Raw genomic sequence first — 22,859 nt, 5'->3', positions numbered from 1 at the left:
TTGCTCCCCTCAGCTTTCATACCCATTTGGGTGGTTTACATGCCAGTTCCACGCATCCTTAATGATTTCGTTGATTGATGTACGCTTAGGCTCCCAACCTAGCAATTCCTTTGCTTTTCCTGATGATGCGATCAGAATGCTCGGGTCACCGCCACGGCGCTCGCCAATATTGACGGGAATATCACGCTGTGTAACCTCTTTTGCTGCTTCAACCATTTCTTTTACAGAGAATCCACTGTTACTTCCAAGGTTAAAATAGTTACTATCGCCACCGTTTTGAAGATATTTTAGCGCTAAAATATGCGCATTAATTAAGTCCTCGACATGGATATAATCACGGATGCATGTGCCGTCTGGCGTATCATAGTCCTCACCGAAGATTGTGATAGCATCTCTTTTTCCTAATGCTGCTTGTAAAATAACCGGGATAAGATGAGTTTCTGGGTCATGGTCCTCACCGATTTCACCAGTTGCACGAGCCCCAGCTACGTTAAAATAGCGGAGTGACACAAATTTAATGTCATGTGCAATCTCAGACCACTTCATCATTTTCTCCATCGCAAGCTTCGTTTCACCGTACGTGTTTGTTGGAACAGTCGGCATGTCTTCCGTAATCGGCACCTGCTTTGGTTCACCATAAGTTGCCGCCGTTGATGAGAAAACGATATATTTCACATTATTGTTTTTCATTGTTTCAAGGACAATCTGTGTGCCGAACACATTGTTGTCATAGTATTTTAACGGGTCAACCATTGATTCGCCGACAAGGGAATTCGCCGCAAAGTGGATCACCGCATTAATAGTTTCTTTTTCAAAAACAGACTGTAAAAACGCTCGATCACGGATGTCACCTTGATAAAACTTCGCTTTCGGGTGAACCGCCTCTTTGTGACCCGTTTGAAGATTGTCAACAACCACAACCTCCTCGTTCGAGTCAATTAACTGATAAACCGCATGCGAGCCAATATAACCCGCTCCACCTAATACTAAAATACTCATATCTTATTCGCTCCTTTTGTGGGTCAGAGGGACAGCCCTGAGTCCACCCTATTATAGTTCTTTTGCGCCGTCGCCGATGCTTACTTCATAGAAGGAAGCCGGGTAGCCGATGGTTCCTTCGTAGATTTTTCCGACTGCATCGATGATTGCTTGCGCTTTGTCTTTTTCAACGAGGGCAATTGCACAACCACCAAAGCCAGCGCCTGTCATTCGTGCACCTAGTACACCCTCCTGCGCCCACGCTGCTTCTGCTAAAGTATCAAGCTCTTCACCGGTTACTTCATAATCATCACGTAAAGATGTGTGGGATGCATTTAGTAAACGACCGAATTCTACGAGGTCCCCCGCTTTTAGGGCTTTTAGCGCCTCTAACGTTCTTTCATTTTCGTAAACCGCATGTTTAGCTCGCTTTTTTAATGTTTCGTTTTCGATTAGATGCTTGTGTTGTTCAAATTGCTCGCTAGTAATGTTACCAAGCGCTTGAACATCCAGCTCCTTTTGGAGTTGGACAAGTGCCTGTTCGCACTCACTGCGACGTTCATTGTATTTAGATTCTGCTAACTCACGGCGCTTGTTCGTGTTCATGATTAAAATGAGATGTTCGTCCAACTCGATTGGCGCATATTCAAACTTTAATGTATCACAATCTAGTAAAATGCCTGCATTCTTTTTACCCATTCCGATCGCAAATTGATCCATGATTCCACTGTTCACACCAATAAATTTATTCTCTACAAATTGACCAATTTTTACAAGTTCCACACGGTCAATTTCAAGGTTAAATAATTTTTCGAACATCACGCCTGACACAAGCTCAATGGATGCCGATGATGAGAGGCCCGCAGCATTTGGAATATTACCGTAAAAAAGCACGTCAACTCCAGTTTCAATCTCATAGCCTTTTTCACGTAAATAACGGAGCATTCCCTTCGGATAGTTTGCCCAATCATGTGCTTTATTGTAGTCAAGGTCGCTTAAGTCGAACTCAATTACCCCAAGGTCTTCAAAATTCATCGAGTACATTCTGATTTTTTCATCGTCACGTTTTCTCGCAAGCGCATACGTTCCTTTTGTGATTGAAGCAGGAAAAACATGGCCGCCATTGTAATCGGTATGCTCGCCAATGAGATTAATACGGCCAGGCGCGAAGAAGCTTCTGTAATCGGTTTCGTTAAATACTTCTATAAATCTATCTGAAAGTTGTTTGAGATCCATCTTGGATTTGCCTCCAATACTTTGGTTTCTATCTACATTGTAGAGCCGCAAGTAAAAAAGGTCAATTATTTTAGTTAAAGTTTTACTAAAATTTTTATATGTAGCCCCATAAAAAAAGAACCAAAGAGATCTGCTCTTTGGCTCTTAATGAAAATACATTCGAAACCCTATGATTATTAATAGAAAGGAAAGCATTTGCATAATGACTCGACTTGGAATTTTTTGTGAGAGGAAGACGCCTAGCTGTGAACCAATGATAATCCCAGTTCCACCAAATGCAACGATCAGCCAATCGATATTCCCATGCCAAACCTGAAGAAAAACACCTACAGAAGAATACAAGCATAAGGAAAAAATTGAGGTTGCGGTTGCGATATGAGTTGGAACACGAAAGATGTATACCAAAATCGGGACAAGCATCCAGCCTCCACCAATCCCAAGATAGCTTGAGAGAATTCCCATGAAAAAACCAAGTGGGATAAGCCATTTACCCTGTAATCTTTTATTTACTTGAAGATTAGAGGTGACGTTATTTGCTGATTCCACCGTTGCCGCGGCTTCAGTTTTCGCTTCCTTCGTCATATGCTTCTTTTTTAGTAGATTTGTATTTTTAACCACTAAAAAGAAGCCCAAAAAGACAAGTACACTTGCAAAGAAAAAGTAAAAATACGTAGAGGAATAGGTTTGAAGAAGTTGCACACCGATAAAAGTTCCTGGGAACGCACCTATACCTAACATGATTCCGGTTCGGTAATCAATCCGTTTTTGTTTTGCAAATCCAAAAACACCAGACAATGAATTAATGAGTACTATGACTAGCCCTGTTCCTGCAGCAAGAACGGGATCGACATGAAAAAGCAGCAAAAGTGCCGGTACAAATAGAAAGCCTCCACCAGCCCCAACAACGGCCCCATACCCACCGGCAAATATCCCGATTGCCACAAGTAAAACACCTGTTACTATATCCATGATTACGTTCCCCCTATGTATGACTCTCTATTAACCTATCAAATCTTCAAGTAGTAGTAAAATAACAATGTATAATAGGTCATAACAAAACGTAATACTGCTTGTGATATAGAATAATACGAACTCATTCTTATATAATGAAAGGAAAGGCTATAGAAATTACGTTTGAAAGGGGGATACCATGAACATTGAGAATCTTAAACTCTTTTGCCTCGTGGTAGAAGAGGGAAGTATAACAAACGCTGCACGGATAAGTTATATCTCTCAACCAGCTGTCACGAAAAAGATAAGCCAGCTTGAAAATGAATATGGCACCCTGCTTTTTGAGAGAAACGGTGGGAGACTTGAACTAACCAAGGCTGGGGAAGTCCTTTATCCTTATGCTAAAGATGTTATTGAAAATATCAAAAGATCATTCGATGCTGTTCAAAAAATGACTGGCAATGAGGAAGTCAATTTACATATAGGCGCAAGCTTAACGATTGGTGAATATCTATTACCTCAAATCCTTGGAATGATAAAAAAAGGATATCCACATATAACGTTCAGTCTTAAAATAGGAAACACCCCAAATATGATAGCAATGCTTGAAAACAATGAAATTGATATCGCTCTTGTGGAAAGTCATGTAGAAAATCCAATCTTAAGGATTGAAAAATTTGCTGAAGATGAACTTATTTTAGTCACTTCGAATGACCATCACTGGAAGCATCGAAAAACAATTACGATAAATGAATTGGTCGAAGAAAAAATGATTTGGCGGGAGCCTGAATCCGGTTCTCGTCTGATTGTCGAAGACTATCTTCGTGATCATGGAATCCTTGACGACATTGAGAGCGAAATGGAGCTCGGGAGTATTCAATCTATTAAAAGTGCCGTTGAAGCAGGCCTTGGCATCAGCATTCTCCCCAGGATTACGGTATTAAAAGAATTAGAACTAGGAACATTATGTCAGATTAACGTGACCAATTTTTCACTCACACGTACACTGTGGATGGTTCAAAAGCCACATCGTTTCCCAAAAATAGGATTGCAACATTTTGTAGATTTTATCCGGAATCACTGAGTATATCTTGTTTGGGTAACCAGAGGGACGGTTCTCGTGGTCCCATCCTAGGTGGGAACCAGAGGAACCCTCCCTCTGGTTCAATATAAAAGAGGAGTAACCTAATCACCACAGGCTACTCCCCTTTTATTATGCGCTGTACTAGTATAACTACTTTTACAGTGATTTATGCTCTATTTTTCTTTAAAAATTTCCATCAGTTCGGCTGTTGCGTCGTCTGTGTTTTGGACATAGGAGACGAGGTGTTGCATTTGGCCGTTCTGGTTTTCGATGGATGCTGTAATTTCCTCAAGAGATGCTGTTGTTTCTTCAATAATTGCAGCGAATTCACTGACCGATGTTTCAATGGAAACCGACGAATGGCTGATTTGGTTTGAGATTTTTTCGAAATGCTTAACGGCTTCGTTCAGTTCGGAAACTGTGTCATCGATAACGGTGAAGACGCCTTTTGCATCCTTTGTTAGCTGGACACTCTCGTCCATTTTTAATGCATTTTCAGCCATATGTTTCTGCGTTAATGTTGTGCTTTCGTTCACTTCTTTTAAATTCTCAGAAATGAGGTTCGCCGTATTTGATGTCACCTCTGAAAGTTTACGAATTTCAGATGCAACTACAGCAAAACCTCTACCACTATCACCTGCACGGGCCGCTTCAATCGAAGCGTTCAGTGCTAGTAAATTCGTTTGTGAGGCAATTTCCTGAATTCGGTCCGTAAACCCGTTTGTCTCATTGATTTTTTCGACTAATAAATTCATTGTTTCAGACATTGAATGTACGGATGCTTGAAAGTCAGTAATTTTTGAGAGTAAAAGGTCGATGGATTCATTTCCGTTGTCAGCTGCTTGATTCGTATTCTCAGTCTGGTTACTAAGGTGGTTCGAACCTTTTACAAGCTCCTGAACAATTCGATTAAGATCTTCAATAGATTCAGTAATGGTTGTCGCTGCCTCATTTTGCGTGTTCATTCCGGATGAGATTTCCGTAACAGCGATAGTCATCTCATTAAAGGAGTGCATCTGCTCCTCACCTTGGCGACGGATGTTTGTGATGTTCTCACTGATCACTTGTGAGTTTTCCTCAAGCTGAGCCGCATGATGCTTTCTCATCTCAAGGAGATGCTCGGTGTGCTTATGCGTTGCTTGAATATCCTGAGTCAACCTTCCAGTAACAATACTCTGGAAAAACAGGGTCGCAATAATCACCGCAAAGATCAAATAATAGATCACAATTTCCTTTGAAGTATAGCTGAATTCATGTCCACTTGTTATAAAAAATAAAACCGTTAAGGCAATGGCACAAACCACACCAAAGATTAGTGTTTTTCGCTTATTATAGATTGCAACCGTTGTTAATAGGTATAACGGTAAAAGGACGATTGGCGCCGACTGTGAGCTAGACATAATCACAAAAATCACCACCGCAATCCCTACGACTGAAATATAAGGTGTTTGTGTTAATAATAGATTCTTGTAAATAAGTAAAAATAAAATAGCAAGAAAAATCGCCCCACCGATTCCGATTGTGAGAATCATCTGAAGTGGTTGTTGAATCGAAACCTCAACGATTATTGCTAGAATAATAGAAATAAGAGAAACTATGCCGACCAATTTGTTTTTTCGGATAAGATCCTCTCGTTTTAACTCCTCAATAGATAAAACCGTTTCGTTCATAAGGTTTTCCCCCATTTTTAATATCTCCCTCTATTTTACCGTTTTTTAGGAGGATTGAATATAGTAATTATGGGAATTTGGGATTCAAACAAACGTTTGTTTAAAGGATTAGGACAACTGGCGCAAGGGATTGAGAATTCAAACAAGCGTTTGTTTGGAAATTGTTATTTAAAGGTTACGTTCACTGTATAGCCTAGATTGTCAAAAAAGCCTACTAAAACTTTTTCAGCACTCTTTTCAGCTTTAACTAATAGACCTCCCTCGATTGCCTCTTTCCGGATTGTCTCCTGCGCTTCAGCCGCTAAATCAAAGCCTTCATCCCATTTCACTTCACCACGGAATATTCCCTCGTCTGAAAATGTAATTAACTTTTCCATCTGTATCGTTGGATCTTGGATTAGCTCAGCATGCGGGAGAACAATATCTAGCACTTTTTCTTTCTCATTTACTTTTATATCATCCTCGGTGATTGCTTTTAAATCAACGCCAGCAATCACCGTACCCGGAACAATTAATAAGATTTCTCTCTTTGTGCCTGGGACCTTAATCGGTAGATCATTCCCAAACAACTTATTATCCTCTTGCTTGATAACTGTTTTCACAGAGGCCTCAGCTGTTGCGAGTGTAGCCAGTTCTTTGATATCTTCAACAAAAACCGTAGTTTCTTTCTTAAATGTACTTCCAGATAGGAGCCAAACGCTTCCTACTGAAACTGCTGCAATGAGAAGGACAGCAACTAGAAGAATCCTTGCTCCTAGAACTCGAAATAGCAACTTAGTTAGCGTTCCAGATGTGTTGCGATTTCCACTTCTCTGGCCGACAACAGCAGTAGCCGCACTTTCATCATTTGCTGTTTTAAGTTCCTTTAAAATAGCTTCCAACTGTGCTACTGTTTCATCCTTTTTCCTCATAGGATCAACCCCTTCTTTGACTTAATATGATAGATTACTAGTATTTAAATAGACAAAATGAAAGGCTACACCTAACTGTGGTGTAGCCTGCGTATTAAAATAAGGTGCTTTCGTCATAGTCTGTGTCATTTCTACTATTTTTTACAAATTCTTTTATGGTTATTTTATCATAGGTCTTTTTTAACTGTCACTTAAATTAAGGTTGATAGTTTTGCGGTTATGTTGGGTCGGACAAATAACAGTGATGTCTTATTTTACAAAATTACAAAGGTTACAAATCATTACAAGTTTTTCTTTTATTAACGAAGCTTAACAATTCATTTAAGAGTTGTAAATTCCAGACGAATCGACAAATTTTAAAGGTATGCTTATATATAATGACAAGAGTTAGAGGGTTAGGAGTCAAAATTTGTTTAGCGCTTTTGTAATTAGAAAAGGAAAAATGGAGGTAAACTTTTATGAATATCGTTAACGTTATAAGCATATATTTATTGGGTTCGCTTATTTTAATTTTACTGCTGAATCTATCTTTTAGTCAGTTAAGTCATAAAATCTCCAAAATCAAAGAAAATAAGCACAATAGCCGGTGTTAAATACATAGGTTTTGTTACTAAATAGAGGTGATAAAATGGGAAATCTACTACGATACGCTGTTCAGTCAAAAAAGAAAGATTTAATTAACAAGCTAATTAAACAAGGAATCTACAAAAAAGATGAAAAACATCTTTATGAATTGAGTTTGAGTGAACTTGAAAATGAGTATAAATTAGTATATGACCGCGAATGACCATGTCTTTTTCATGCTCAAGAGTGCATCAAACTTGCTTTATGGCTGATAAAATTTAATTATGGCTGTTAGCTCGAGCCTTATGGCCAATAATTTTCATTTATGGCTGATATTTCACTTTTTCGGCCAATAGCACATTTCCGCTCAAAAAAAGAGACAGCCCACGGCTGCCCCTCTCCAAATATTAATTCAACTTCGATCTCAAATACGCATCAATAAACATGTCAATCTCGCCGTCCATGACGCTTCCGGTATTACCAACCTCTACATTCGTACGGTGGTCCTTAACCATCGAATAAGGGTGGAAGACGTAAGAGCGAATTTGGCTGCCCCATCCGATTTCTTTTTGTTCACCGCGGATTTCGTCTAGTTCAGCTTGTTGTTTTTCAATTTCAAGCTGATACAATTTAGACTTCAACATTTTCATTGCTTGTTCGCGGTTTTTGATTTGTGAACGCTCGGTTTGACACGTTACCACGGTATTCGTTGGTAAGTGTGTGATACGAACGGCTGAGTCGGTGGTGTTGATGTGCTGACCACCCGCTCCACTCGCACGGTACGTATCGATTTTTAAATCTTCACTACGAATATCAATTTCGATATCATCGTTAAACTCTGGCATAATCTCACATGACACAAAAGACGTGTGACGACGGCCAGAAGAGTCGAACGGTGAAATCCGAACAAGACGGTGTACTCCCTTTTCAGCCTTCAAATAGCCATAGGCATTGTGTCCTTTAATTAAAAGAGTCACACTCTTAATCCCAGCTTCGTCTCCAGGAAGATAGTCCAAGGTTTCAACTTTGAATCCTTTCTTCTCCGCCCAACGAGTATACATGCGTAGAAGCAAGGAGCCCCAGTCCTGTGATTCCGTACCGCCCGCACCTGGGTGAAGTTCTAGGATCGCATTATTTTTATCATAAGGCTCACTCAAAAGGAGCTGCAATTCGAAATCACTTAAGCTCTTAGACAACTGTTGAATTTCCTCGTCTAACTCGGCTTGTAAATCTGCATCTGGCTCTTCTTTCACAAGCTGATAGGTGAGCTCAAGATTCTCATAAGAATCATTTAAATTCACAAATTCATTGACTTGATCCTTTAATGCATTTGCTTCGTTGATGACAGTTTGCGCCGCGTTCTGGTCATTCCAAAAGTCGGGCATTGACATGATTTCGTCAAGCTCGGTGATGCGCGCTTGTTTGGCCTCTAAGTCAAAGAGACCCCCTAAAGCCCGCTAATTTCTTAGCCATTTTATCAAGTTCATGCTTAATTTCTACTAATTCCATTATTTTTCCTCCAAGATGTGGTATTTAACTTATATCATGATTCCTACTTCATTATCTTACTCATTTTTTCGGGTTTAGTCTCTGATTTTTTTCGAAACAAAAGGTGAGAGTTGGCTCTCACCTTTTTGAATATTAATGCCTGGGACAAGGGACCTGTCCCTCTGTCCCATTATTGACCGTGACAGTTCTTGTATTTTTTTCCGCTGCCGCAGTAGCATGGGTCGTTACGGCCGATATCAACGGATTTTTGGACTGGGCGTTTTTTTGGCTTTTCTTCGCCGCCTTCATTTGGTTGAACGGCATGGCCTTTCGCCACTTCTTCACGCTGAAGGTTGCTGCGGATTTGCGCCTTCATGACGAACTTCGCTACATCGTCTTCAATGGAAGCAACCATGTTTTCAAACATCGCAAAGCCTTCGAAGTTGTATTCACGAAGTGGATCGTTTTGACCATATGCACGTAAATGGATACCTTGGCGAAGCTGATCCATTTGGTCAATGTGATCCATCCATTTACTGTCAACCGCACGAAGTACAACAACGCGCTCGAATTCACGCATTTGCTCAGGTTCAATTTGCGCTTCTTTTTCATCATAGCGCACTTTTACCTTTTCAAAAATGAGTTCGGACATTTCTTCAGGTTCTTTTCCACGAAGGTCGTCAATTGATATGTCACCTTCATTTAGAAGATTCGCATTCACATGATCAACGATTCCTTTGTAGTTCCAGTCTTCCTCTACCTCATCCTTTGGTGTATGAGCGTGAATCACACGATCGAGTGAAGACTTAATCATATTCTCGACAACATCACGAAGATTCTCAGAATCAAGAACTTCATAACGCTGTTTATAAATAACTTCACGTTGCTGACGAAGAACATCGTCATATTGTAATAGTTGTTTACGCGCATCGAAGTTGTTACCCTCAACACGTTTTTGCGCAGATTCAACCGCTCTGGAGACCATTTTACTTTGAATTGGCTGGGTATCATCCATGCCAAGGCGCTCCATCATATTTTTCATATTGTCAGAACCGAAACGGCGCATAAGTTCATCTTCCATGGAAAGATAGAACTGTGTTACCCCTGGATCCCCTTGACGACCTGAACGTCCACGAAGCTGGTTATCAATACGACGGCTCTCGTGTCGCTCAGTACCAATTACCGCAAGTCCACCAAGATCCTTAACACCTTCGCCAAGCTTGATGTCCGTACCACGACCGGCCATGTTTGTCGCGATTGTTACCGCGCCTTTTTGCCCAGCATTCTCAATGATTTCAGCCTCACGAGCATGGTTTTTCGCATTCAAGACATTATGCTTAACGCCTTTTTTCAATAAGTACTTTGAAATAATTTCAGATGTTTCAATCGCAACTGTACCAACTAAAACAGGTTGTCCCTTCGCATGGCGCTCAGCGATATCCTCGGCAACCGCGCGGAACTTGCCCTCGATGGATTTATAAATTAAATCAGGACGGTCATCACGAGCAATCGGACGGTTCGTTGGAATCACAACAACATTCATATTGTAAATGTTGCGGAATTCCTCTTCCTCAGTCTTCGCTGTACCTGTCATACCTGAAAGCTTCTCATACATACGGAAGTAGTTCTGGAACGTAATTGTTGCAAGCGTCATGCTTTCATTTTGAATTTCGACGCCTTCCTTCGCTTCAATCGCTTGGTGAAGGCCTTCACTATAACGACGTCCCTTCATAAGACGACCTGTGAATTGGTCAACGATGACGATTTGGTCTTCATCAACTACATAGTCAATATCACGATGCATACTTGCATTCGCTTTTAACGCTTGGTTGATGTGGTGAATTAAAGCTACATTTCCAATATCAAATAGGTTTTCAATACCGAAGACACGCTCAGCCTTTGAAATCCCCTCTTCCGTTAGCTGAACATTCTTGGTTTTTACATCATAGGTATAGTCTTCTTCTTTTTTAAGTGTTGTCACAAATCCGTTCGCTTGAACGTAGAGTGATGTTGATTTTTGAGCAGAACCGGAAATAATCAACGGTGTACGCGCCTCATCGATTAAAATTGAGTCAACCTCGTCAATTACGGCAAAGTAAAGCGGACGCTGCACCATTTGTTCCTTATAAAGGACCATGTTATCACGCAAATAGTCGAAACCAAATTCATTGTTCGTACCATATGTAATATCAGCGCGGTATGCTTCAATTTTTTCATCACGAGACATCGAGTTAAGGTTCAACCCAACAGATAGGCCTAAAAACTCATAAAGCTGCCCCATCTCGTGCGCATCACGGCTTGCAAGGTATTCGTTGACAGTAACAACGTGAACGCCTTTTCCAGTGATCGCATTCAAATAAACAGGCATGGTGGAAGTTAATGTTTTACCTTCCCCTGTTTTCATCTCAGAAATATTACCTTCATGAAGGGAAATACCCCCCATTAATTGGACGCGGTATGGGTGTAGACCCAGCACACGCTTTGCACCTTCACGAACAACAGCGAAAGCTTCAACTAGTAAATCATCAAGTTTTTCACCTTTTTGGTATCGTTCCTTGAACTCTTCGGTTTTGTTGCGAATGGCTTCATCAGAAAGCTTCTCCATCTCAGGATGAAGGGCCTCAATTTTATCAGCAAGTGTTTCCAAGCGCTTGATTGTGCGTTTGTTTGGATCAAAAACTTTGTTTAAAATTCCAAGCATCATGTACGCTCCTCTATCGTAAAATTCGTCAATTACGAGATTATGTATATCTTCCATTTTACCACTAAAAGGGACAAGGGTAAAATATTATCGAGTTTCGTGATGTGAGGGGATTCGACAAAACACTATGCATAAGGCGCTTCGTGCGCGACAAAACAAAAAGTACCCCGCACTTCACGAGATACTTAAATCGCATAACTGATTTGATTCCGGCCATTTTGCTTGGACGCATATAAGGAGTTGTCCGCTTTTTCAATCGCTTGATAAAGATGATCCGGGTCTTTCAGTTCGGAAACACCGATCGATACAGTAACAGTAAGCTTCTGTTTATCCGCATAAAACGGCGTGGACTCAATCCCGCTACGAATGTCAGAAACAATGTTCATCAATTTTTCCTTCGATTCTGCCTCTAAACATAAAATAAATTCCTCCCCACCATATCTTCCAAGTAACGACTTATGGGGGTGAACGATTTTATGTAAGGTTTGTGCGACATTTTTTAATATCGAATCACCATTTAAGTGGCCAAACGTGTCATTCACCTTTTTAAAATGATCGATATCAACCATCACAATGTACTTCTTACGCTGACTTGAAACTTTTTTAACTCGGCTTTCGAAGTATCGCATATTGTACAGACCTGTAAGAGGGTCCCGTTCTGCATAAAACCGGAGCTTTCGTTTCAACTCTATTTCTCGGCTCAGCAGGTTAATGAAAAAATACAGAATAAACGCGGATACCTGAAGCGCTATCATCCGAATGAGATGGATTTCATCAAATAATTCCCAACCATTTGGCACAAGAAAAATAATCGGCACATCCGATATGAGCCAGCTAGCCATCACGATACTGAACAAGGTAAGTGGTTTAGGCATGACTCGATCTTTTTTATGGAAAAGAAGAGCCAGTAACACAGGTAATGTCATTCCGAATAACACGCCTGGCAAAGCTCCCACGCCACCCATGCCAAGCCTCCAGCTAACCGTTATGATCAGGATAGGAATCGCATGTTTCCACCCCAACAAGAGTGAAAATATCACCAATGGCACAAGGCGGAGGTCAAACTGATAGCCTTCGAAACGGATCGGCAAGTAGAAAAGAGATATCACGCAAGTCGCAGTAAGAATGAGAATACTCGCTGAAAACAGATACTTGTGAATGGATTTCCGGTTGGATACTAATAGACTGATACACATATACAAGAACAAGATAATTGCAATATTTGAAAGGGTAGGTTGTAGGATAGTTGTCATCTAGATCCCTGCTTTATTAAAAGATCATTTTATGAGGGTTTTCCCTCAATTGTATTATCTATGATGTGGGAGTTTTTTGCTATGGGGGATTTCCCCTATTTTTCGTATAGTAGGTTTGTCCTTTACATAAAAGAGGCACAGCCTGAAAATCAGACTGTGCACTCGTAACTAGTTTTATTAGTTAGGTTCAATGATGCCGTACTTACCATCTTTACGACGATACACGACATTGGTTGTATTGGTTTCCGCGTTTGTGAAAACGAAGAAATTATGGCCAAGCATATTCATTTGCAGAATTGCCTCTTCACTATCCATCGGTTTCAAATCAAAACGCTTAGTACGAACTAATTCGTAATCTTCATCCTCGATATCTTGAACCGCAGTAGCCGTAGCCGCCCCACCATTCTCAATCAGAGTGCGCGTAGAGCCTTTCTCACGAAGCTTACGGTTAACTTTTGTTTTATGCTTGCGAATTTGGCGCTCAAGCTTATCTGTCACGAGGTCAATCGCTGCGTACATATCTTCATTAGACTCCTCAGCGCGAAGCACAAGCTGTGGCATCGGAATCGTAACCTCTATTCTATGATCCTTTGCATTATTTACTTTTAAGTTAACATTTACTTTTGCATCTGGAGTGCCATCGAAATAGCGTTCAAGCTTTCCTACTTTTTTCTCAACATACTCTCGCAATGCTGGAGTTACCTCAATGTTTTCACCACGAACGTTGTAATTCATACATGAACTCCTCCTTTTAACTCTAATGCATTGGACACAGCCAAGACCCTTTTTAGGGTAACCAACCTGTGTAACAATATAACCCTTTTTAAATTAAGGTTATATACACTATTTCTACACACCCCTCCCCAATTCCTGCTTTTTCTTTAAGTAAATATGAAGAAATTGTGAAATTGTAAACAATATTTACATAGGCAAAGGTATGCCCGTGGGTCACGAATGGGCCTATGGGTCGCGGTTTTCCCTGTGGGTCACAGGGACAGGTCCCTCGTCCCACCAGAAATTGGATTTAGTTATCCCAATGTTCCACTTTTCCTGCTATTAATGTAAATTTGTAAACATTATGTGTAGGTGTAAAAATATATGCATGTCTAAGGTGAGTTATGAATGGAACTTGTGTGGTTTCTTAGATGAGATTGCTTGAAGAATTCTTCAGTAGTAGTATGTCCAACTATATATTTTTTACCAGCCTTTACCTTAATTAGTAAAAGATTTAAGATTTTGTTTTCCCCAATCGTACATCATGAAAACAATCGGCATTAAACTTCCTTAAGGTTATCTTCTCACAAAAAAGTGCGTTCTTCTTAAGAAAAGATTTAGCTGTCGGAGTCAGCGGCAGTACAGTTCCTCATGATGTTCAAGTGGCAGAAGCTGCTGTAGAGGTATTTAATAGCTTACATCTATAAAGAATTGCAAACAATACCTTGGAGAGGGTTGTCGGTAATGTTCTTGGGTTTTAGTTTCCGGTGGGCAGCTTAATGCCTCACCGGAAATTTTATTTCCGTTTCTTCTTTTTCTTTTTAACCTTTTTAACTGACGGCTTTAGTGCTTGTTCCCATTTTGGAATCTCTGTCTTTCGTTTACCTAAATACATCTCTGCGAGAGGGAAAAATGAAGTAAGGTCTTCGGAAAAAGTCTCAAGATTCAAATTTTCTCCTGACCCCAACTGAGACACATCTTTTCCAAATGCAACCATTTCTTCTTCACTAGGGATAAAAGGTATTTCTCCATCTGATTCCAAGTGAATCAAAAAAGCTAACCGTATGCCCGATGCGACTAAATCTCTTAACTTGACTGCATCTAGTTCCTTATAACTTTCGGCAGTTAACAACACTTGTCGGAAATGGTAAGCAGCGTTTTCATTATCATTCACTTCTTCCAATAGGCTGCCAAGCGAATAGTGCGATTCAGTCTGATCGGGATCAATCGATAAAGACTTTTCAAAAGCAGCAACTGCCAATTCTGGGCGTGCTCCTCCAACATACAGATTCCCTAGTCTATTCCACAAGAAGGAACTTTCCGGGTCTTCCTCAATTTTCTGTAGCAGATGCTCTTCAGCATCAGTACTGTACGTATGGGAAGTACCGTCAAAAAGCCGATTTACGCCTATCTGAATTCTGTTTTGAAGCATATTCGGGGATATAAGTGAACTCATAATGGAAATCTTGATTTCGGTGGATTCCTCCCAATTTCCCGCGGCATTACAATGTTTGCAACGAAAATATCCACTAAACTGTATGTAATCAGAATGTCCAACCTTTTCCCTATCTGGATTAACGATTAGTAACCCAACATAATATTTTCCTTTTCTACCACAGTTCTTGCACTTCAACATGAACTCGTTTTTTTGATAGATAGGCACAACTTCCAGTTTATTTTTTTGAATAAGAGAAACATATTTTCCTTTTACGTCACTGTACAAAGGAGAGGAAGGAATTGAATCAATATCTCTTCCAGTTAAGGCTTGTATAAATCTTGGATTTATTTGGTGTCCTGGCATGAATGTTCTTCCTTTCTGAGTTCGCTCGATAGGTATACAATCTATCAGTTTCCATCGGTAGACAGTCAAAAATCCCTCAAAAATGCTACCAGCAATGTTGAGGGATAATTATTTTTTTATAGGTTTGTATATTTTTTAAAGTATAAATCGACGAAAAAAATTGTGAACTCATATCGAATTCAAATACATTTATTGTCTTGTTAACCGTTCAATTTCTGTCTCAACTTTAAAAATTCGTTTATTTAATGCGGAGGTTTGATTATCTACATGTTCCGCAATTTTTTCGGTGAAATTACCCAGACTTTCAATGATGTTTTTTTGAAGTTTTTCTTGTCCAATTTTAAGCTCAGTTTGGTTTGTCTCTAGTCGATCCAATCGTTGGTCGATTCCGTCAAAACGTTTGTCTATTCCATCAAAACGCTTGTCCATTCCTTCTAAACGCTTATCTATTCCATCAAAACGCTTGTCTATTCCGTCTAAACGATTATGAATCGGATTTAGTTCTTCTTTTAAGACTGACCTTAACAAGTCCACCATTTCATTCATAATAACTCCTCCTACTTTTTAATATATCATAATTTTTTTTAGCTTAATAGACTCGATAGATATTTTAGTTAACGCGATAATCATCCACAAATACGTTTCCTTTTTTTGCATATTTAGCCGTTTCTCCATATATTTCGAAAACTATCTCCTTTCTTGTTTTTAAATGAAATTTTTTCATTAGTTGTTATTCATATGGGAGTAGGGGTTTGCATGTACAGAAAGTGTGTTTATCTAGAGGTAATGTTTGAAGATTTATTCCCTTGAGGTTAAAAGAGTTTGCAAATCCTATAGATATATTTTAACATAAACAAAACATATGTTCCACTCTTTATTGTTCATATATTTTATATCGTCGTCACTGATTCATTAGGTTCTTAAAATAAAAATGCCACCTAATGATAGATGGCATTTTCTACTTCTTCTTATCAAAAAACATCCCGTCAGTGGGGGCCGATTGATAAGGATTGACGTATTTGGTTGTCGATGTTTTTCTCTTTTTTTGGATGGCGATATCCTGCTGGATCTCATTTTTTAAACCATCTAGCTTTTCATCGATGAATTTATTCATTTGAACAATTTCAGCACCTAGTTTACGCTCTTCCTCAGTAAAAGGGGCTTTCACATCAGGAATTAACTGCTCCCGCTCATCAAGCAGACCCGTAATTTTTTCAATTACCTCATCACGTTTCTCCTGCTGAATAGGTTCCGACAAGATACCATGTAATTCTTTTGTAATGCGGTACAATCTAACTACAAGATTCACTAGATTTGCCCACCTTGACCATGCAGACGCTGGCGGTTTAGTTGGATAACTTCCTTCCAAGTGTCACGGAAGTCTGTTACAAGCCCTTCAACTTCTGTCAGAATCTCAAGGTCGTTCTTTAAATTAGCTTCCATTAGACGTCGATTCATATAGTCATACATCGCCATCATATTCTTAGACACTTCTAAATCCATGTTTAGTGTAACCATGAACTCACGAATGATGTTCTGTGCCTTTTGAAGATTTGTGTTTTTTGCTTCAATATTATTTTCTTCAATTGCTTTGCGAGCAAGTTTAATGAATTTCAAACAACCATTGTAGAGCATTAACGTAAGCTCCCCTGGTGATGCGGTAGTAACTGAATTTGATTGATATGCTTGATACGGATTTCCAATTGCCATTTACGTTACACTCCTTTATTATCCACTGAAAAAGTTCTGCATGAGGTATGCGGATTGTTGATTTGCTCTTTGAATTGCCTTTTCCATCGCAGTGAATTGGCGCCAGTAGCGATCTTCGATTTGAATGAGGCGGTCTTCGAAACGGTCGATTTGACTATCAATATTTGTTAGATTTCTACCAATCGTAAACTGCTGATTTGTCATGGTAGATTTCCCTGCCTTGGATTCTATATTTGTAATCGTTCCTTTTATGGAATCTCTTAATCGTCTCGCAATTCCTTTTGTTTCATAAGTAGCACCATCAGCACCAAATAATTGATACACCGCATTTGGATCTTCTTGAAGTTTTTGTTTCAATTTATCAGGATTGTCAATTAGTAACTTTCCTCTATCCATATAATTCGATGAAGTTTTAATCCCAAACTCTGCTAACTGGCTAAACCCTTTTATTCCACCACTTAACGGCGTATAGAAATCCATTCGCATTTGATTAAGACCACTTGATAATATAGAATCATTCCTCAATAAACCACTTTGAGCCATCTCATCCCATTTTTCAGCCTGCTTATCTGACATTGCTTCACGTTCTTCATCGGATAATGGGTGATAATCACGATAGCGTTCTTCTGAGAGCTTACCATTAATTTTTTCAATCATTTCATTGTATTTATCAACAAATTTCACGATTTTATCAAAGGCATCTTCAGTATTTTGAGCAACTGAAATAGATACAGGTCCGTCCGTTGTAACATTAAACTTTAAATTTAAATCGTTAATAGTGTATTCGTTTTTGGATGTTTCAACATTTAGTACTCCATTATATGTGAATATCGCATTATCTCCACCAACTTCATTTGACTCCCAGGTTCCATTCGTTTGAGTACCTAATCTCATCTGTAGGGTATTAGTCAAAAAACCCGCTGTATCACTACTAAAACCAATTTCTGCTCCTAAAAAGTAGTTTGGATCCTTGTTAAAATCCCCTGTAACTGTTCGTTCCATTACAACTCTATCAGCAGTGCTATCATAGAATGCACGTACCCCTATGTCAGATTCCGTAATCTTTTTTAGGATATCGTTTAATGTATCTTCTGGTTTTGGAGTATAGGTGAAAGCGTTTTTTGACCCATCTTCATTAAACGTTTCGATTGTAAATGCACTATAGTCAATGGCGGTTGCGAATTGTTGTGTACTTATAGATTTGCTGGGATCAATTTTTTTTCCGCCTGAAATTTCAAGTTGACTGGAACGCGCAGCTGCAGTTGCTAGTTGAGTAACCTCAATCTTATAATTCCCATTTGATGCTGTTGTGTTTGCAGTTGCTGTAACAGCACTTGGATTCGAACTAGTCGCTGTCTTTGTTTGATACGTTCGTTGCAATGTCATATCAAACGCCATCGTGTCTAGTTCCGCCAACAATTTATTCATATCTCGATATTGATCACGTTGCCACTCATAGATTTGCTTTTGTTGATTCAGTTTATTTAACGGAATCCGCTCAGCCTTCATTAAATCAGTAACAATTGAATCAATATCCATTCCACTTGCCAATCCACCAATACGCATATTCATGGGGGCTCACCACCTTAAATCTTTTTATCTACAACAAACCCTAGAAAATCTGTCATTGCAGCATATATGTCTAGTATTTTCTTAGAAGGTATTTCACGTACCACCTCATGCGTTTCATTGTTCACAATTGTCACGTAGTATTCGTTTAATTCCTCATGAAGCTCAAATTTCAGAGAAGTATTATTTGGTTCTAAAAATCTATTTAGGCTATCAATACACTGTTGGACGTTTTCTTTAGAGTCTTTTTGGGATGAAGGGTCCTTGTCCAACATGCTTTCCATTTTGTTGTCAGTTTCATATGATTTTTTGTGTTGAAAGTAGTCTGTGTTGAAGTTCATCGTTGTATTAGAAGAGATTTTATCAATAGACATATCATTTCCTCCAAACGAACGGGGCTTTATTAGTTATATCGGAGTGTAGGAGAAAATATTTAGTTATTTGAAAAGATTAATGATTTTAGAAATGGTATAATTAAAATAAAGAAACATACGTTCTTACCATTATGAAAGTAGGCGGTAGAGTTGGATGAAAAGCTAATAGAGTATCTTTTTCAATACTATAATCACAAGCTTTTAGAAATGGTAACAGGAAAGCTGTTGGGAGACGGCAATATCTTAATAGAGAAAAACAAATCACCACGTTTTAGATTTGGTCATGCCAGAAAAGATAGAGTATGGTGTTTAACAAGTTACCAACATTTAATAGAATACATTCAACTTAGCCCTCCAAAATTCAGAAGGACAATTGATAAACGTTTGGTAGCAGGTTTCTCAGATCAATACTATGTACAATCTACAGTTGACGATTTATATGTTCTGTTGAAAGAAGTTTGGTATCCGTATGGCGTGAAGAAGGTACCATTTGATTTAGTTCAGAGAGTACTTTCACCACTATGTCTTGCATGGTGGTACCAAGATGATGGGAGCTTAAAATTAAAGAAAAACACCCCAGAAAAAGTGGTAATTTCAACTGAATCTTTTTCTACTCATGAGATTAGCTTTCTAAAGGATTTAATAAAAAAAAGGTATTGTATTAATTTTTCTATTGATAGCCAAAAAAGACTTGTCCTATATGATAAACCATCTATCCTTTATTTTCTATCAATTATTAGGCCGTACATTGTAATCAATCGTAAGGATATCCATCAAAGCACCTTTGACCACTCGACACTACCTTTAAAACATAGAACATCATTGTATATTTCATCAAAAATAAATTTTAATAAACCTACAAAAGACATCAAAATGCTGATACTCTCAGCTTATAATAATTTGCACGACAAATTAGATATGGAAGATGTATATCGATTTTACTCAAATAACCTACTTGAAAAAGATAAAGAAACGAACTCGTATCAGATAGAATTGGATAAGGACGAATTATCATTGTTAGCATTATTCCAAAACAGAACAGGGTTTACAAAAGGAGAAGCAGTTGAGTATTGGTATCATAAATTAGTCCATAGTTAATTTATATATTTTTTCCTTATCCAAAAAATTGGCTCCAGAAATAACTGGAGCCAATTGAAATTAATATTAACGAAGAAGTTGTAGAACTCCCTGAGGCATTTGGTTGGATTGAGCCAACATTGCTTGTGCTGCTTGAGAAAGAATAGAATTCTTAGTTTGTTCCATTAATTCTTTTGCCATATCAACATCCCGAATACGAGATTCCGCAGCTGTTAAGTTTTCTGAAGATGCGCTTAAGTTATTGATCGTGTGTTCCAGGCGGTTTTGGAAAGCGCCTAACCTTGAACGTTCAGAAGAAACATTTTGGATAGCTTCATCAATAACCTTAATATTGGCACTGGCCTTTTCATGAGAGGAGAAATCTAAAGCATGATCGTACCAACCAAAATCTTCTCTAAACTCGATTTCTGCAATTTCTTTATAATATGCTTTATGACCATCTTCAGTTGTAACTTCACCTGAACGGAAACTACTAATATTAAGAAGATTAGCTCTCATATCAGTAATAGACACTTTCATTTGCTGACCAGAATTAGCCCCAATTTGCATATCTGCAAAATATTCATCCGGATTATAAATATCAAATACTACGCTACCCTCTCTTATATCTTCATTCTTCACATCAAATTTCAATAGGGAATAATCTTTTATATATTGTTCATAAGAATCTATTACTTTTGTAAACTGGACATCAGTGTCACCTTTTTTAATAACATGTGATTCCAGCACATTACCATCATTATCCTTCAGGATGGCACCACTTTCTTGATCAACCGTAAAAACAGCATCGGCATTTCCATCAACGAAACTATTGGTATCAAAGTAAGCCGTTATCCCACTTCCCATATCAACATACTGATTTCTTCCTGGATTAGGGTTTACTAAGTCTTTCCATTGGCTTGATACTGCATTCCCAACAGAAGTTGGAAGTTCAGTGGATCCTCCAGATGTTTGTAATTGTGCACGCCACCCCATACCATTGACATCAAAACTTTCGGATTTACCACCTGAGTTTTTATCAATGGTTCCATTAATGGTGAAATTTCCAATTTTCACGTTATCTAAAACCTGTTCGGTAGGCTCCTCTGTTGCATTCCTCGTTCTCGTATAACTTATTGATTGATTATAATTATTGTTAGAATTTGTAACTCTTAATGAATAGGAGTAAGTGTATTCTGTTGGGTTACCATCAATATCCTGGTTTGATACATACTCATTAAATTCAATTGATAATTTATAGCCATCTTTGATTAGAGTATCATCTTTCATACCATCATACTGGATATTTGTAATTCCTGTACCATTCGTACTGGTTATTTGTGTTCCGGTATAATCGAAATCTACATTTATCCTGTAATCTCCTGTTTTTAACTCTGATTCAGGATGAATTGCCAATTCATTTAAATTAGTTGATCCTTTAAAGTCAGGGTTTATTACTTTTATCTCTTCTACATCAATTTTATATGTACCTGTTTTGAGGGTAGAATCTATGTCTAAACTTAAGTTTTCAAGTGTTGTAGTTCCATAGTTTATTTCTCCAACAATTTGAGCATCTGTGCCTCTTAATATTTGTTGAGTATTAAACTCTGTTTGATTTCCTATTTTATTTATCTCAGTGGTTAATTGATTAATTTCTTTTTGGATTGCATCACGATCCTCTTTGGTATTCGTATCATTAGCAGCTTGGACTCCCAATTCTCGCATCCTTTGTAAAATGCTATGAGTTTCTTGCAATGATCCTTCCCCAGTTTGAATATAAGAAATGGCATCCTGTGCATTTAGAGTTGCTTGATCTAGTCCTCTAATTTGCGCCCGCATTTTTTCTGAAATTGCTAGACCGGCAGCATCATCACCCGCTTTATTTATACGAAGCCCTGATGATAATTTTTGCATTGATTTTGATTGTGCATTGGATGCATTTTTTAATTGGCGATATGTATTTAGTGCGGCAATATTGTGATTAATGATCATATTATATTCCTCCTTGAATGTCTTTATAGCCACATCCTTGTAGCTTTTGCCTTTCAAGGCCAATCTTAAAAGAGTATTCATATAGGTATATCGGACTAATTGCTAATTTGTTTAGGGTTTTACTGGAAAAAATTATTATTTTATAGATAAGTTTATTAATTGGAGGGATTTTAGGATCTTTTAAAATTTCTATATCCAGAAAGTAAAATAAAAAATGGTCCCCAGAAAAGGGACCACCTTGTTGATAAAACTATTAACGAAGAAGTTGTAGAACTCCTTGTGGTTGTTGGTTCGCTTGCTTTGCGACTGCATCTTTCGATTACAGAATAGACTATATCTTCACCCAACAATATGTTGGGGCTGGGCACTTCGAGCAGCTTTTGCTGCCCTACGAGATTCATAGTCATAGTTATTACCTTAGACTGTATTCTCTAGTCGTTGAACCTTCTCCATCCTTTCGGAACAGGAGCTTGGCTGCTGATTATCCATTGTTTTATCTATAACATTTTTAAACCATCACGCTGACCATTTCCAGTTACGTTGTGGTTGTTATAGCTTTAGGAAGTCCCAGCAATTCACCCAGTAATACTCTAGCTCGTTACCAAACTAGACGCCCGTCAAAATTATCTCAAAAGTTGTAATACACCTTGAGGAATTTGATTAGATTGAGCCAACATTGCTTGTGCTGCTTGAGAAAGAATAGAATTCTTAGTTTGGTTCATCATTTCTTTCGCCATCGTGCGAACATTTGCTTTCACAAATGACTAGACTATATCTTCACCCTCT

The 22,859-nt window shown here is 38.5% G+C and carries 19 protein-coding genes and 1 pseudogene; 3 read left to right on the top strand and 17 right to left on the bottom strand.

Features of this window, described 5'->3' with window-relative positions:
• Positions 1 to 9: 9 nt before the first annotated feature.
• From galE to CKJ95_RS18450, 3 genes are all read right to left on the bottom strand, one after another.
• Positions 10 to 999, bottom strand: a complete 990-nt coding sequence (galE, locus tag CKJ95_RS18460; protein ID WP_099354895.1) for a UDP-glucose 4-epimerase GalE — start codon at positions 997 to 999, stop codon at positions 10 to 12.
• 51 nt (positions 1,000 to 1,050) lie between these two features.
• Positions 1,051 to 2,214 (bottom strand): galactokinase, encoded by a 1,164-nt coding sequence (locus CKJ95_RS18455; protein WP_099354894.1) that lies wholly within the window; start codon positions 2,212 to 2,214, stop codon positions 1,051 to 1,053.
• A gap of 144 nt (positions 2,215 to 2,358) precedes the next feature.
• The gene (locus CKJ95_RS18450) at positions 2,359 to 3,183 is read right to left on the bottom strand and encodes a sulfite exporter TauE/SafE family protein (protein ID WP_099354893.1); all 825 of its coding nucleotides are present in this window, start codon (positions 3,181 to 3,183) and stop codon (positions 2,359 to 2,361) included.
• A 181-nt stretch (positions 3,184 to 3,364) separates the two neighbouring features.
• Here CKJ95_RS18450 and CKJ95_RS18445 point away from each other — a divergent pair, with 181 nt between their 5' ends.
• On the top strand, positions 3,365 to 4,249 hold the full coding sequence (locus CKJ95_RS18445) for a LysR family transcriptional regulator (RefSeq protein ID WP_099354892.1): 885 nt from the start codon (positions 3,365 to 3,367) through the stop codon (positions 4,247 to 4,249).
• 173 nt (positions 4,250 to 4,422) lie between these two features.
• Here CKJ95_RS18445 and CKJ95_RS18440 read toward each other — a convergent pair whose 3' ends face one another.
• Positions 4,423 to 5,919: a methyl-accepting chemotaxis protein gene (locus tag CKJ95_RS18440; RefSeq protein ID WP_180271577.1), complete on the bottom strand. Its 1,497-nt coding sequence runs from the start codon at positions 5,917 to 5,919 to the stop codon at positions 4,423 to 4,425.
• Between the two features lie 164 nt (positions 5,920 to 6,083).
• Entirely contained in the window at positions 6,084 to 6,830 is a 747-nt protein-coding gene (locus CKJ95_RS18435) for a DUF4230 domain-containing protein (protein WP_099354890.1), read from the bottom strand.
• Between the two features lie 628 nt (positions 6,831 to 7,458).
• On the opposite strand from CKJ95_RS18435, the gene CKJ95_RS18430 reads away from it, so the two are divergent.
• On the top strand, positions 7,459 to 7,617 hold the full coding sequence (locus CKJ95_RS18430) for a Fur-regulated basic protein FbpA (RefSeq protein ID WP_099354889.1): 159 nt from the start codon (positions 7,459 to 7,461) through the stop codon (positions 7,615 to 7,617).
• Positions 7,618 to 7,801: 184 nt separating this feature from the next.
• Here CKJ95_RS18430 and prfB read toward each other — a convergent pair.
• The 10 genes from prfB to flaG all read right to left on the bottom strand — a co-directional run bounded on the left by prfB (position 7,802) and on the right by flaG (position 19,004).
• Positions 7,802 to 8,903, bottom strand: a protein-coding gene (prfB, locus tag CKJ95_RS18425; RefSeq protein WP_099354888.1) for a peptide chain release factor 2 whose coding sequence is annotated in 2 segments (ribosomal slippage) — positions 7,802 to 8,830 and positions 8,832 to 8,903 — 1,101 coding nt in all. Because the reading frame shifts where the segments join, the coding sequence is not laid out codon by codon here.
• Between the two features lie 169 nt (positions 8,904 to 9,072).
• Positions 9,073 to 11,583, bottom strand: coding sequence for a preprotein translocase subunit SecA (secA, locus tag CKJ95_RS18420; protein WP_099354887.1), 2,511 nt, complete (start codon positions 11,581 to 11,583; stop codon positions 9,073 to 9,075).
• 185 nt (positions 11,584 to 11,768) lie between these two features.
• Positions 11,769 to 12,836: a GGDEF domain-containing protein gene (locus CKJ95_RS18415; protein WP_099354886.1), complete on the bottom strand. Its 1,068-nt coding sequence runs from the start codon at positions 12,834 to 12,836 to the stop codon at positions 11,769 to 11,771.
• A 177-nt stretch (positions 12,837 to 13,013) separates the two neighbouring features.
• Complete coding sequence (hpf, locus tag CKJ95_RS18410; protein WP_099354885.1) at positions 13,014 to 13,571, bottom strand: ribosome hibernation-promoting factor, HPF/YfiA family; 558 nt, start codon at positions 13,569 to 13,571, stop codon at positions 13,014 to 13,016.
• 775 nt (positions 13,572 to 14,346) lie between these two features.
• Complete coding sequence (locus tag CKJ95_RS18400; protein ID WP_099354884.1) at positions 14,347 to 15,351, bottom strand: tetratricopeptide repeat protein; 1,005 nt, start codon at positions 15,349 to 15,351, stop codon at positions 14,347 to 14,349.
• Between the two features lie 189 nt (positions 15,352 to 15,540).
• Positions 15,541 to 15,897: a hypothetical protein gene (locus tag CKJ95_RS18395; RefSeq protein WP_099354883.1), complete on the bottom strand. Its 357-nt coding sequence runs from the start codon at positions 15,895 to 15,897 to the stop codon at positions 15,541 to 15,543.
• Positions 15,898 to 16,309: 412 nt separating this feature from the next.
• Positions 16,310 to 16,660 carry a flagellar protein FliT gene (locus CKJ95_RS18390; RefSeq protein WP_099354882.1) on the bottom strand — a complete coding sequence of 117 codons (351 nt, stop codon included), beginning with the start codon at positions 16,658 to 16,660 and terminating at the stop codon, positions 16,310 to 16,312.
• Complete coding sequence (gene fliS / locus CKJ95_RS18385; RefSeq protein WP_099354881.1) at positions 16,660 to 17,061, bottom strand: flagellar export chaperone FliS; 402 nt, start codon at positions 17,059 to 17,061, stop codon at positions 16,660 to 16,662. Before fliS ends, CKJ95_RS18390 begins: the two co-directional genes overlap by 1 nt.
• A gap of 18 nt (positions 17,062 to 17,079) precedes the next feature.
• Complete coding sequence (locus tag CKJ95_RS18380; protein WP_257215854.1) at positions 17,080 to 18,633, bottom strand: flagellar hook-associated protein 2; 1,554 nt, start codon at positions 18,631 to 18,633, stop codon at positions 17,080 to 17,082.
• A 14-nt stretch (positions 18,634 to 18,647) separates the two neighbouring features.
• The gene (gene flaG, locus CKJ95_RS18375; protein ID WP_099354880.1) at positions 18,648 to 19,004 is read right to left on the bottom strand and encodes a flagellar protein FlaG; all 357 of its coding nucleotides are present in this window, start codon (positions 19,002 to 19,004) and stop codon (positions 18,648 to 18,650) included.
• A gap of 150 nt (positions 19,005 to 19,154) precedes the next feature.
• Between flaG and CKJ95_RS18370 the strand changes: the two genes are divergently transcribed.
• Positions 19,155 to 20,102 carry an endonuclease gene (locus CKJ95_RS18370; RefSeq protein ID WP_099354879.1) on the top strand — a complete coding sequence of 316 codons (948 nt, stop codon included), beginning with the start codon at positions 19,155 to 19,157 and terminating at the stop codon, positions 20,100 to 20,102.
• Positions 20,103 to 20,168: 66 nt separating this feature from the next.
• On the opposite strand, the gene CKJ95_RS23915 is transcribed toward CKJ95_RS18370, so the two are convergent.
• Positions 20,169 to 22,073, bottom strand: a complete 1,905-nt coding sequence (locus CKJ95_RS23915; protein WP_257215853.1) for a flagellin N-terminal helical domain-containing protein — start codon at positions 22,071 to 22,073, stop codon at positions 20,169 to 20,171.
• 623 nt (positions 22,074 to 22,696) lie between these two features.
• Positions 22,697 to 22,810: pseudogene (locus CKJ95_RS18355) on the bottom strand (flagellin); the annotation flags it as partial.
• Between the last annotated feature and the right edge of the window lie 49 nt (positions 22,811 to 22,859).

It is taken from the genome of Fredinandcohnia onubensis (assembly GCF_002734285.1).
In the GTDB taxonomy this organism is placed as follows: Bacteria; Bacillota; Bacilli; order Bacillales; family Bacillaceae_L; genus Ferdinandcohnia; species Ferdinandcohnia onubensis_A.
This window is presented reverse-complemented; position numbering and strand designations above follow the sequence as displayed.

Bases quoted from the DNA above. Each gene is read 5' to 3' on its own strand.
- galE (WP_099354895.1), bottom strand. From the start codon at position 999: ATGAGTATTTTAGTATTAGGTGGAGCGGGTTATATTGGCTCGCATGCG.
- CKJ95_RS18455 (WP_099354894.1), bottom strand. From the start codon at position 2,214: ATGGATCTCAAACAACTTTCAGATAGATTTATAGAAGTATTTAACGAA.
- CKJ95_RS18450 (WP_099354893.1), bottom strand. From the start codon at position 3,183: ATGGATATAGTAACAGGTGTTTTACTTGTGGCAATCGGGATATTTGCC.
- CKJ95_RS18445 (WP_099354892.1), top strand. From the start codon at position 3,365: ATGAACATTGAGAATCTTAAACTCTTTTGCCTCGTGGTAGAAGAGGGA.
- CKJ95_RS18440 (WP_180271577.1), bottom strand. From the start codon at position 5,919: ATGAACGAAACGGTTTTATCTATTGAGGAGTTAAAACGAGAGGATCTT.
- CKJ95_RS18435 (WP_099354890.1), bottom strand. From the start codon at position 6,830: ATGAGGAAAAAGGATGAAACAGTAGCACAGTTGGAAGCTATTTTAAAG.
- CKJ95_RS18430 (WP_099354889.1), top strand. From the start codon at position 7,459: ATGGGAAATCTACTACGATACGCTGTTCAGTCAAAAAAGAAAGATTTA.
- secA (WP_099354887.1), bottom strand. From the start codon at position 11,583: ATGCTTGGAATTTTAAACAAAGTTTTTGATCCAAACAAACGCACAATC.
- CKJ95_RS18415 (WP_099354886.1), bottom strand. From the start codon at position 12,836: ATGACAACTATCCTACAACCTACCCTTTCAAATATTGCAATTATCTTG.
- hpf (WP_099354885.1), bottom strand. From the start codon at position 13,571: ATGAATTACAACGTTCGTGGTGAAAACATTGAGGTAACTCCAGCATTG.
- CKJ95_RS18400 (WP_099354884.1), bottom strand. From the start codon at position 15,351: ATGCCAGGACACCAAATAAATCCAAGATTTATACAAGCCTTAACTGGA.
- CKJ95_RS18395 (WP_099354883.1), bottom strand. From the start codon at position 15,897: ATGAATGAAATGGTGGACTTGTTAAGGTCAGTCTTAAAAGAAGAACTA.
- fliS (WP_099354881.1), bottom strand. From the start codon at position 17,061: ATGGCAATTGGAAATCCGTATCAAGCATATCAATCAAATTCAGTTACT.
- CKJ95_RS18380 (WP_257215854.1), bottom strand. From the start codon at position 18,633: ATGAATATGCGTATTGGTGGATTGGCAAGTGGAATGGATATTGATTCA.
- flaG (WP_099354880.1), bottom strand. From the start codon at position 19,004: ATGTCTATTGATAAAATCTCTTCTAATACAACGATGAACTTCAACACA.
- CKJ95_RS23915 (WP_257215853.1), bottom strand. From the start codon at position 22,073: ATGATCATTAATCACAATATTGCCGCACTAAATACATATCGCCAATTA.